This is a genomic window from Staphylococcus sp. McC-251-APC-3A2 (assembly GCF_009695665.1).
Lineage (GTDB): Bacteria > Bacillota > Bacilli > Staphylococcales > Staphylococcaceae > Staphylococcus > Staphylococcus cohnii.
Map to the genome: position 1 here is coordinate 876,241 of NZ_VUNO01000001.1, position 13,031 is coordinate 889,271.

The 13,031-nt window shown below is 31.5% G+C and carries 8 protein-coding genes; all 8 read right to left on the bottom strand.

The features are described from left to right. Positions 1–162: 162 nt before the first annotated feature. The 8 genes from FYJ81_RS04200 to FYJ81_RS04235 all read right to left on the bottom strand — a co-directional run bounded on the left by FYJ81_RS04200 (position 163) and on the right by FYJ81_RS04235 (position 12,974). The gene (locus tag FYJ81_RS04200; protein ID WP_154409336.1) at positions 163–1,068 is read right to left on the bottom strand and encodes a fumarylacetoacetate hydrolase family protein; all 906 of its coding nucleotides are present in this window, start codon (positions 1,066–1,068) and stop codon (positions 163–165) included. A 120-nt stretch (positions 1,069–1,188) separates the two neighbouring features. Further along, positions 1,189–2,328 (bottom strand): DUF418 domain-containing protein, encoded by a 1,140-nt coding sequence (locus FYJ81_RS04205; protein WP_107504542.1) that lies wholly within the window; start codon positions 2,326–2,328, stop codon positions 1,189–1,191. 25 nt (positions 2,329–2,353) lie between these two features. Next, positions 2,354–6,025 (bottom strand): helicase-exonuclease AddAB subunit AddA, encoded by a 3,672-nt coding sequence (gene addA, locus FYJ81_RS04210; protein WP_107386137.1) that lies wholly within the window; start codon positions 6,023–6,025, stop codon positions 2,354–2,356. Continuing rightward, a complete protein-coding gene (gene addB, locus FYJ81_RS04215; protein ID WP_154409337.1) occupies positions 6,022–9,486 on the bottom strand; it encodes a helicase-exonuclease AddAB subunit AddB in 3,465 nt (1,154 codons plus the stop codon). The genes addA and addB overlap by 4 nt, the downstream gene beginning before the upstream one ends. A 230-nt stretch (positions 9,487–9,716) precedes the next feature. After that, entirely contained in the window at positions 9,717–10,289 is a 573-nt protein-coding gene (lepB, locus tag FYJ81_RS04220; protein WP_107384475.1) for a signal peptidase I, read from the bottom strand. An 18-nt stretch (positions 10,290–10,307) separates the two neighbouring features. Beyond that, entirely contained in the window at positions 10,308–10,826 is a 519-nt protein-coding gene (lepB, locus tag FYJ81_RS04225; RefSeq protein ID WP_107384476.1) for a signal peptidase I, read from the bottom strand. A 4-nt stretch (positions 10,827–10,830) separates the two neighbouring features. After that, complete coding sequence (locus FYJ81_RS04230) at positions 10,831–11,406, bottom strand: TVP38/TMEM64 family protein (RefSeq protein WP_154409338.1); 576 nt, start codon at positions 11,404–11,406, stop codon at positions 10,831–10,833. Between the two features lie 236 nt (positions 11,407–11,642). After that, positions 11,643–12,974, bottom strand: a complete 1,332-nt coding sequence (locus FYJ81_RS04235) for a glucose-6-phosphate isomerase (RefSeq protein WP_107386134.1) — start codon at positions 12,972–12,974, stop codon at positions 11,643–11,645. Between the last annotated feature and the right edge of the window lie 57 nt (positions 12,975–13,031).

Here is a 13,031-nt window from a genome sequence, read left to right on the forward strand (position 1 = left end):
AACTAAAAGCGTACTTCTCTAATCATACTGAAAAAGTATATGTTTTTCAAAAAAAGTTCTGCACTTCACATTTTATCTTTAATTTCAATTTAAAGCAATATCACTACTTTATTTCAAAAAAATTAGGCTAACTTTATTATCATTAGCCTAATTCGTTTATTTTTATTTTTCTGATATGAAATTTGTTAAAGTACCAATATTATCAATCGTTACTTTCACTTCATCACCTGGCTGTAAGAACTTAGGAGGTGCCATACCTGCACCCACACCAGCTGGTGTACCAGTAGCAATAATATCACCAGGATGTAATGCTACATATTTTGAAATCTCTTCAATCAATTCATCGATTTTAAGAATCATTTCTCCTGTATTACCATCTTGGCGAATTTCATTATTTACTTTGGTTACAATATTTACATCTTCAGGAGTTGGTAATTCATCTTTTGTTACAATATATGGACCAACTGGGCAACCGCCAGTTAAACTTTTAGATAAGAATGCTTGGTCCTGTTCGTTTTGAGCTTTACGGTCAGTAATGTCATTAATAATTGTATAGCCATATACATAGTCAAGTGCTAAAGCTTTAGGAATTTTTTCACCTGATTTACCTATTACAATACCTAGCTCACCTTCATAATCTAACTGATCTGTAATATCTTTATGGTTTGGTACTACACTATTATCACCCGTTAACGATGAAGCTGCCTTTGTGAAGACGTATAAACGTTGTACCTCATGATTCAATTCACTTGCGTGGTCTTGATAGTTACGTCCAAAAGCAATCACATTATTTGTTGGCGTTACTGGAGGTAAAAACTCAATATCTGTAAATGCAACTTTATATTCTTCAGCTCTGCCGCTATCTTCTGCCGCTACGACTGCTTTACGTACTTGTTCTTGGAAATCTAATATTTGGTTTTGTTGAAGACCATTCAATAATGTCTTAGGATGAAAGTCTCCTTCCGCAAAATCTGCAAAGACTTTTTTCAAGTCCCAAGCAGCTTCTTCTCTTTTAACTTTCACACCATAAGATGTCTGTTCATTATGTCTGAATGATAAAAATTTCATTCAATATCAGCTCCTCATCTATATCTTATTACATATTATAACTATATTTAGTAACAAATCACAAATAAATACCCATTATTTTCAAAAAATTCAATAAACACCGTCTTGGATATCGCATCATTATTTTAAATAAGTCACTTTACGCCACAACCATTCAATAGGTCCATATCTATAAAATTTCAGATACATATAACAGAAAATAAGTTGCAAACTGTATACAATAAATACGATAATATAAGATTCATAAAGTGGCAGCTTATTATAAAAACCTAAGCCTACAAAAATAAATGTAAAAATAAAACTTTGCATTAAGTATACTGTTAAACTTAATTTTCCTGGATACTTAAAAATACGCACTACTTTAGAAAACTGGTTAAATTGACAACAATAAATAAACAATAATATGTAACTAAATGCTACAAGCGGACCACCAATCATAGCGCTAATGATAGCAAAAGCTTGGTTTCCATAATCAATTACATATGGCATTTTAAAAGCATATCCTACAACTAACATAACAAATACGTATAAAATATGACGATGACGACTTTGATTGGATTGTACTTTTTCAATCAAGTTGTATTTTTGTGCTGCCATTCCTAAGAACACATACGGTAAAAATTCAAAATATGCAGAAAAAGTTACTGTATCTATAATATTATAGATATTTTCAGCAACATTTATTTTTAAATAGTTAAAATATTCACCACTTTGCTTTAAGTTGACGATTTCAGAAACATTATATCCGCTTATGTTAATAGTACTGTATGGATCATCGAAGAGTGTCACTAAAAAAGTAGGTAAAATCAAGATAAATACTTTTATTACATACAAAACAATTCCTATCTTAAAAAGTTGCTTTGCATTTTTTTTAATAAATAATACTGCAATCATCCCAGTAAATGCATAGCTGAATAAAATATCACCTGAAAAAAGTAGAAAACCGTGTAATGCACCTAATATTAATAAAAATATTAATCTCCTATAAATAAAAGGATAGTATTTCATTGACCTTTTTAGACTATGCTTATACATTATGGCTAAACCATAACCAAATAAAAAAGTGAAAATGGGATAAAAAGAACTAATTACAAAAAGCGTAACACCTCTTAATAAACTTTCATCTATACCCTTCACTAAATCAGGAAGAAATGATTCTTCATATGGCAGACTAAAAGTCAAAATATTCATCAATACAATGCCTAACAAACTGAACCCACGTAAAGCATCCAATTCAAATATTCTCTGCTGTGTCGACACTGTTTAGCACTCCTTTATCAAAGCATTATTTTATCGACTTATCATCTATTGAAAGTTGACCAAACTTAAAGAAATATAGATAGCCTTTAACAGATTCACCAAGGATGGTCTGTAAGGTGTTTCTATAATATTCCATTTGTATTTTATAACGGGTGCGTAATTGATTTCCGACTTCTTCATCTGACATATGCAAACGTCTATTAAAAGCATCTGTTTTATAATCAACGAAGTAATATTGATCATCTGTAATAAAAATCAAATCAATCATCCCTTGAATAATTGATGCATCTGTTTCTACATCTTGCAACTGGTCTACCTTTGCTTGATTAACAACGAAAGGTAATTCTCGATAAATATAATCACTTTGCGCTATCGTAAGATACAAATCGCTTTCAACAAATTTATGAATATCTTCAAATTGAATATCAGCTTTTGCATCTTTAGGAATGATAGATTTAACAATTAACTGCTCAACCAATGCTTCAATTTCTTCTGAAGTTAACCTTTCTTGTTTAAAAGGCAAATGCTGCATTACTGTATGCATTAATGTCCCAACTTCATTTGCTTTTCTTTTAGTTTGATGACTTAAAAATGCAGGTCTTTCGTATGCAGTAGTACCAATACGATACTGTCGAACTCTATCATAATTTGTATCCGCTTGTTCCGTTTCTAATTGTCGTTTTAATTCAGAAACAGACTGTTTTGAAGGTTTTACCATGGCTTCCTGATATGGATAGACGTAACTTAATTGTTGATGTATTTGTGTTTTTAAGGTGTCATTGCCACTATTCATATTCTCAATGTCACTAACAGTTCGCTGTTCACTATCTGAAATAACTTGTTCTGAAGCAACATCTTCATAAAATTCTGTAGTCAATTTCACATAAGGTTTCATCGTAGCATCAATATCATCTATCGATTGCTCGAATCGCATTTCACTTGGTAATGACGATGATTGATATTTTGCTAATATTGGATATATCATATCAATCGGTCTTTGAGCTGTAATTCTATAACTTACTGGTAAATGTGTTTCCGAGACAGAAACCTGCTCAAGTTGTGTTAATTCTTTCTCATCTTTAACACGACCGATCAAAAATAATTGTTCCTTAGCACGCGTCAATGCCACATAAATCAATCTCATCTCTTCTGAAACCATTTCTTTTTCTGCGATTGCTTTCAAAGTGACTGAAGATAATGACGGATACGCTAAATTTGACTCAACATCGTAATACGTCATACCAAGTCCATAATTTTGGTTTAGAATTACAGGTTTGTGTAAATCGTCTCTTCTAAATTTACGTGATAAACCAGAGTAAATAACAAATGGAAACTCTAACCCTTTACTACTATGAATTGTCATCATTCGCACAACATCGTCATTAGGACCTATAATATTTTCTTCGCCGAAATCTTTTCCGCGATCCATAAGTTCATCAATAAACCGAATAAATTGATATAAGCCGCGAAAACTAGAATTTTCAAATTCTACTGCTTTATTAAACAATCCATATAAATTCGCACGTCGACCTTTGCCGCCAATAAGTCCACTAAAATATTGAATAACATAATGATCATTGTAAAATTTATCAATAAGTTGATATACAGGATGATTTTGACTGTAGTCTTGATACATAGCTATATCATTTAAAAATGATTTTAATTTTTTGACTAGTTTTTTATTGGCAACATCATTATCCATATAATGTTGTATAGATTGGTAAAAATAATCATCATGAGGACTAAACACTCTAATGTTTGATAATTCATCTTCTGTAAATTGATAAATAACGGAACGCATTAAACCAACTAAATAAATATCTTGTAACGGGTTGTCAATTGTTCTTAAAAAGGACAATATCAATTGTACTTCTGTTTGTTCAAAATAGCCTTCCTTACTATTCACATGAAACGGAATATTATGATCTTTAAATGCTTGTTGTATTTTTCGCGCTTGCCCATATGACCTTTCTAAAATAACGATATCTTTGTAATTAGGCTTTCGATATTGTTGTGTTTTAATATCATAGATTTCATGATTATTCATTATTTTTTCAACTTGTTGCACAATGTATTCTGCTTCTTGTTCTGAACCATTTAAATCAGAAGATGCATCTTCTACTAACATATTTAAATTCACATCATGTGGCTTGTTGTCAAAGGGAGCTCCATAATACAATTGTGCTGCATCATCATAGTTAATCTCTCCTACAGATTCATCCATCATATGTTTAAATAAGTAATTAGTTGTTGTTAACACTTCTAATCTTGAACGGAAATTTTGAGATAAATCTATACGTAAACCATATGATGAACCATCTTCAGTAAAGCGATTATATTTTTCGATAAACAAACTAGGATCTGCTTGTCTAAATTTATAGATCGACTGTTTTACGTCCCCTACCATAAATAAGTTGCCATCATGTTCTGCACCACGTTTAATACAAGACAAAATCTTTTCTTGTACTCTGTTTGTGTCTTGATATTCATCTACTAATATTTCTTCGAACTGTTCACGATAAGCTTGTGCAATGATTGAAGGTGAACCATCATCATTTGTTAAAATTTTCAAAGCAAAATGTTCATAATCTGAGAAATCTAAAATATTTCGACTGCGTTTTTTTTGATTAAAAAGTGTTATGACATCTTTGGTAATAAGACTAAGATAAGCTACTCTAGGTGCTAAACGTTGCATATCTGCTTTTAGATTTTCTGAAGATCTTGAAAAATAATCATTTTTAACTTTTGACACTAATTTTTTATAATTATCATAATATGCTTTACCATCGTCATAAGCATCTATCATCATTTCATTCGCTTCTTTAATCTTTTTATCTTTTCGAGGAAATGTTTTTTCGAATTCGTGTTGCACGATTGTTTCATGATTTATATGGCCATTTTCCATAGCTTTAGCTAAAAATTGTTGTTCTTTTTCGATAACTGCAATTTGCTTATCTACTTGCTCAAGCATCATAAATAAATCATAACTTTTATTTAATGACTCTAACGCTGACTCCATAAATATCATAGCCAACTCATTAAGCAATTTTAATAATGCTTCCTGTTGTGCTTTATCTTTATATGGTGTTGAAAGATGACTTAACCAATTCAAAGGATCGGGATTAGCAACACTAAAGAAATACATTTTTTTTACAATATCTCTAAGTTGCTCATCATTTCTATCTGAAGACAATTGTTCAGTCAAATCAACAAAATGAGGATCTAATATATCGTAATGTTGTTCTAAAACTTCATCAATGGTTTGTTCAAGTAGCAAAATATTTTCCGCTTCACCACTTGTTTTAAAGTTTGGATCAATATCTAATACATCGTAATGTTGCTGAATTAACTTTAAACAAAAACTGTGAAGTGTAGAAATTTGAGCTTGATGAATTTTAATGCGTTGATTCTTTAGATGTGTATTATCAGGTGATTCAATAAATGCTTCTTGAATACGTTGGTCTACGCGTTGCTTCATTTCTCTTGCACTAGCATTAGTAAATGTTACGACTAATAAACGATCTACGTCGATTTTATCTCTAAGAATGCGTTGAATGATACGTTCAACTAAGACCGCTGTTTTACCAGAGCCTGCAGCTGCTGCTACAAGTATATCTTGATCTTTTGCAAAGATACTTTTCCACTGATTATCGGTCCACCTTGTATCAGCTGGTTTTACAGGAATCTCACTTATCATTCTTCTTCCTCACTTTCTAACTCCAAATTTTGTATCGCTTCAATTGGGTTAATTGTTTCATCTACAGTTCTATAGCGTTTACTATCAATCATGCCATCAACATGACAGACTGGTTTATAGCTACAGAAATCACATGGCAGTGTTTGATTATATTTCATGGGTGCTACTTCTGTATGACCGTCCATAATATTAGATGCTGTTTCTATAAAATTTTGTTTATTATGCTGGATTAATTTGTAAATAGTCTTTTCGTCCGCAACTTTACTATTAGACTTAATACCACCGTCTTTTTTCAAACCTAAAGGTACAATATCTGAATTATAGCTTGGTTCTATTCGAGTATCGAAAGCGTCTAATACTGCTTCATCACTATTTAATAAGCCACTTAATTTAAAAGATTGAATAAATTCTAAATCTCTTTTCGTCTCATTTAATTCATTCCAAGCAAGTTTTATACGTGGTTCATGAACATGAAAATACAATAACCCACCTGGTTTAGTCATATTAGTTAGCCCGAGTCTAGATTTATTTTGTAATACAATATCCATATAGGTCATCATTTGCATTTGCATACCATAATAGACTTTTGTTAAATCTAAAGTTCCACTATATTTTGAAGATTTATAATCAATAATATTTACAAAACTTTCATCTCCATGGTTATACGTATCTATCCGGTCAATTTGTCCTCGAATATTGATAGGAACCCCTTGTGTTGTTTGTAAAGGCTGAGCATATAGCTCTTGATTGTCCCTTGGTTTTTTTCTGAAGCTAGCTTCAAAGCGTTGCGGCGTAAATTTACTGTAACTACCTTGATATTTTAACGCAGTTAAAGTTGTTTCTACTATTGAACCTATGCGCTGTGACAAATAGCGATAATAAGCTGTTGAATTTAATAAATTAAATTGTATCTCTGGGAGAATTTCAGATAATGCGTCACTCGTTAATTTTTGAATTTGCTTTACGTTTAAATTTTTGAAGTCACCATTAATTTTTTCAGAGATAAATTTTAATACTTGATGGAATATATCACCTAAATCAAAGTTTTCTAGTTTATATTTTGTACGTTCATTAAGTCGTAAACCATGTGAAGCAAAGTGTTTGAATGGACATGATTGATACCCTTCAAAACGTGATACGCTAGCATTAATGGTCGTACCATATAAATCTTTTGATAATGCTTCACTTAATTGTACTGTTTTATTATCGTAAGTGAGTGCTGATAATAAATAACTAAGTCCCGTATTTAATTTCTCATCATCTCTCATAACTTGATATGTATCTAACCATGTATCTGCGACAATTTCTTCATCAAGCCACGCTTTGAGTGATTCAAATAATGCAATTTTTGTTTGATGTGGATGTTCCATTAATGTTAGTGGATTTGCTTGATGTTGACGATGGATGTTTTGTACTTCAAGATTTGTAAACAGTTGCTGAATTTGACTTAAAAATGGACTTGCTTCTTTTTCATCTCCACTTGCGCCCATTAATGAATACGAGAATGTCACTTCTGAACGTCCTCTCGTCATAGCAATATAGCATACAAATGCTTCATCCATTTGTAATATGTCTGATGTTGGACTTAATTCAATCGCAGATTGTTCTTCGAAGTATTTTTTCTCTTCATCTGTAATTAAGCCTGAAGCACTAACAGTCTGAGGTAAAATACCGTCATTTACACCAACTAAATACACATGCTGCTTATTATCAACTTTTGCTAGGTCCATGGTACCAATGCTAACTTGATCAAGTGTTTGAGGAATCATTACAAATTCCAATTGATCCAAACCAATATCTAACAACTCTAAAAATCTACTTTTTGTTAAATCTTGAGTACCAAATACTGTCACTAAATCATCTAATGTTTGAATAAAACCGTGCCATATTTGATCAATTTCTTCTGCTTTACGGTGTTCGCCTTCAGTGTCTAACGTATCACGTTCTGTCATTAACTGGCTCGGTAAATCAAATGATTCGATTGCTTCGTAAAATGCCGTTGCAAAATCAACAGCTGTTGTTGCATTAGCCATTTGATTTTCAAAGCGCATAATTTTATCTATCACATCTACTTTTAATTGGATGACCCTCTCAAATGTTTCACGTTCTTCTTCTGTTAAAGGTTGTCGTTTTAAACCCATTTTTCTAAATTGTTCAATTTGGAAATATTTATCATCTATCCAACGTTTTCCATAAATACCACGTTCTAATACAAAATTTTCTAAAATATCAATTAAGTATTGGCTGTCTTTAAATTTTTTAGTTAAAATATTTGTTTTAAACAAACGCATGAGCGGTTCAAAGTTCCAATTTGTCTGAAGTACTTCAATTAATGAACGGAACATTTCCATTATAGGATGATGTGTCATTGATGACTTGACGTCAATATTATACGGGATGTCATATTGGGGTAAAATAGATTCCATTAAATATGCGTATGTCTCATCTCTATATAAAATAGCAATATCTTGAAACCGTCTACCCAATTCACGATTTTCTTTTAGAATGCGTCTTGCAACTTCATTTATTTCTTCTCGCATCACTGATGATTCTATGATAGAGATGTGTCCTTTTGACGCAATGGGTTCAAATTGCAATGCATTAAAGTTTTGTTCCAAATGTTTTAAATCATCGTGAATGAATCTTTGTTGTTGATAAAATTGCTTAATATTTAAATCAATATTTAATTCACTTGCAATATCTTGCATATGTGTTAAAGATTCTGATGGCTTTCTAAATAAACTAAAAACATCTTTATCTCCATCAGTAGTTAAAGCAACCGTAACTTTTTTAGTATTTTGAACTAATGACCGAATGATTTGATATTCGATTGTAGAAAAGTTATGAAATCCATCAATGTAAATCTCAGCACGTTGCAACCATTCAGACTGATTCATCACCTCAATAAATCGTTGCAAACTATCCTCAGTAGAAACATATTCACCACGAATTCTATCTTCCAATTGTTTATATATTAATGCAATGTCTTCTAATTTATGCTTAGTTCTCGTTTGTAAATGATTGGTTGCTATATACTCTTCAATATGTTGTGGTGAAACCGCATATTTCTTAAAATCTTGTATTTGTTCATATAATTTTTCACTGAAACCATAGTATTTCACTTGTGATTGATACAATTTTAACTGTGACTGATGTTGTTGAATAATGTCATAAATCATCATTTCAGTACCAACTTTGGATAACTGTTGTTCTGTTAATCCTCCAACTTCTTGAAAAACACGATGACTTAATCGTTCAAAATGGAGCACTTCAGTTCTCAAACTACCATATAATAATGGATCGTTTACGAAAGCTTGTTCTAACTGAAAAGTGTTTTGGGTAGGTGCGATTAATATAATAGGATCCCCTAATGGATTTTGTTTCATTTTCGTTTTTATTTCTTCTATTACACTGTATGATTTACCAGTGCCAGCTCTCCCAATATAAGCATTGAATTCCATTGCATACAACAACTCCTTTGATTTATATTTTAACATATTAAGCATTGTACTTTGTTTATTAGTCTATGTGATTTACCTACATTTAAGTTCATATATATTAATTAAGTACTGTATTGTTTTCATGTTTATAAAACATTTCTCAAACGGTTAACAAACCACAAATTGTACAATCGTTCTATATAGAAAAAACCTGAGACATTTGTATGTCTCAGGTTTTTTCTATATATTATCTATTCATAACTGACATCTGGATTAAATCCAAATGTCATTTTATTTAGTGGCCAATATCTAAACGAAACTTTACCTACTACCTTATCTTCATCAATTAAACCAAATGAACGACTATCTTTACTTACTTCACGATTATCACCTAATACTAACAATTTCCCTTCTGGAATTTTGTTTTTACCATCAACTTGATTGATTTCTTTTGTTTTATAAGTACCTGTAATATATTCACCTAGTTTATGTTTTTCATTGTAATCTAAATAAGGTTCATCAACTTTTTTACCATTAACATATAATTGGTCTTTTTTATATTCAATGTTATCTCCAGACGTACCAATGATACGTTTTACATAATCTTGTTCTTTATTAGCATGGAATACAATGACATTTCCCTTTTCTAAATGTCCTAATTTTTGACCAATCATATTTACAACTACACGTTCACCATCTTTTAAGGTTGGATCCATAGAATCCCCTTTGACTGTGTATGATTTTGCAACAAAATTTGTAATCAATAATACTAACGCTACTGCGACAACAATTGACACAATCCATTCTAGTATTTCTTTTTTCACTTTTTACACCTCGTCTATTTATTTAAAGTTTACTGTGAAGTTGCTTAAAGGGTAATACCTTAAACTTACATCACCAATAATGTCTTCTTGTCGAACAAAGCCTTCTGTTCTAGAATCATTTTTTATTTCACGATTATCATTCAGTACAAAATATTCGTCTGGTGGAATAACATCTCCTTCAGAACCTTTAATATTTCTGAGGGACAAATCATCAATACTTGACTCAGTATACCTTTCATCTACTTGTCTGTCATCTCTATACAATTGATTATTTTTAAAGGTTATAGATTGGCCGGGCTTCCCGATAATTCTACCAATATGTACATCGTCACCTTTATGGTACATGATGATATCGTTTAGCTTTAACATGTTAAAAGTTGTTTTGATTTTATTAACAATCACACGATCGTTTTGTTTCAACGTCGGCGTCATACTTTTATCTTGTATAACTGCTCCTGTAACAATAAAAGTCTGAATCAATATTACAATAATAATCGCAAATATTATAGAAATCAAATGTTTTACTATCTTACCCAAATTGTCACTCCTCTGGAGAATGCATAAAATATCGTTCAAGTTTTCTACCTATAAACCAAACGACAATAATAACAATAATAATGATAATCAACCTTAACGGCTCTGTAAATAGTGTCGTAATATCATTACCTAACCATCCAATCAAACCGATCATTACCAATTTCGAACTGAACAATACTACAAGATAAACGTGTGCTCTGATATGCGACAGGCTTACTACCAAGTTCACTAATGCACTTGGTGTAAATGGAAAACATAATAGGATAAAAATAGGGATAACCCCTTTTCTATCTATAAAATGAATTAACCTCTGAACTGAGGTACGTTGCTGTAGTTTTTTCATATAACGTATATGGTTCAATCTGCGGAAGCCTAAAAATACAAGATAGCTCCCTAAAACAGTACCCAACCATGCTAATAATGTTCCCATCCACAATCCGAACGCATTCACATTAACAATCACAAATACAATAATAGGTAGTACTGGGATAAAAGCTTCAATAAAAGGCAATAAAAACCCTACGATATAACCTAAACTGCCAAATAAATCAAACCAATACTGCACTTGTTCTTGAGTCATTTCATCAGTCCCTACCATTGTTAGTCAACGATAATTATAAGTGTATTATAGCGATTTTAAAACAATTATGTATGCTTTTGTACAAATATCAGTCTCAAGTACCAAAAAGGTTAATGACATCTCACAGAAATGATGATGTGCATTGATAAAATAAGGCACATACAAAAAATGATTCCCGCCTGATTAGTGCGGAAATCATTTTGTCAGTCATTTTTTAAATTAATAAATAGATAAAATTATAAACGTTTTTCTAATGCTTCTTTTTTATCTTCAAAACCTGGCTTACCTAATAACGCGAACATATTTTGTTTATATGCTTCTACGCCTGGTTGGTTAAACGGATTGACTCCAAGTTGGTAGCCACTCATCGCACAAGCCATTTCAAAGAAATAAACAAGATAACCAAATGTTTCTTCATCTAATTGAGGAACATTAATCACTACATTCGGTACGCCTCCATCAGTATGTGCTAATAAAGTACCTTCAAAGGCTTTAGTGTTCACTTCATCAATTGTTTTGCCTGCTAAATAATTTAATCCATCTAAGTTTTCACTATCTTCTTCAATAGTAATGTTATGTTTCGGTGTATTTACTTTGACAACCGTTTCGAATAAGAAACGACGGCCCTCTTGTACATATTGTCCAAGTGAGTGTAAATCAGTTGTATAGTTTGCACTGGATGGATAGATGCCCTTGTAATCTTTACCTTCTGATTCACCAAATAATTGTTTCCACCACTCGTTGAAATATTGCATTGAAGGTTCATAGTTTATTAACATTTCAGTGTCATAGCCTTTTGCATATAAAATATTACGAATACTGGCGTATTGATAAGCAATATTATCTTCTAGGTTTTCAGAAGAAAGCTCTTCTCTAGCTTTAGCAGCACCGCCCATCATAGCTTCAATATCAATACCTGCAACAGCTATTGGTAATAAGCCTACTGCTGTTAAAACGGAGTAACGACCACCAATATCATCAGGAACTACAAACGTTTCATAGCCTTCATTTGTTGCTAATTGTTTTAAAGCACCTTTTTCTTTATCAGTAGTTGCAAAAATACGCTGTTTGGCCTCTTCTTTACCATATTTATTTTCTAAGATTTGTTTAAATAGTCTGAATGAAACTGCTGGTTCTGTTGTTGTACCAGATTTAGAAATAACATTAACTGAAAAATCTTTACCGTCTAAATAATGAATTAGTTCTTGTGTATATGTCGAAGATAAATGATTACCTACAAAGACAATTTCAGGATATTCATCACTATTTCTAAAAGCTGGTGTTAACATTTCAATTGCAGCACGTGCACCTAAATATGAACCACCAATACCAATCACTACAAATACATCTGAATTTTTTTTAACACGTTTAGAAGCTTCTAAAATACGTGAAAACTCTTCTCTATCATAATTAATAGGTAAATCAATCCAACCTAAGAAGTCACTACCAGCACCTGTTCCTTCATGAATTGTATTATGAATTGATTTAACAATATCTTTTTGTTGCTGTAATTCATGTTCGCCGAAAAATTCTAAAGTTTTACCATAATCTAATTGAATATGAGTCATCTAAATTGCCTCCAGTGTTTTTGATTTCATATATATTTTACTAAGTTTATTTTGACT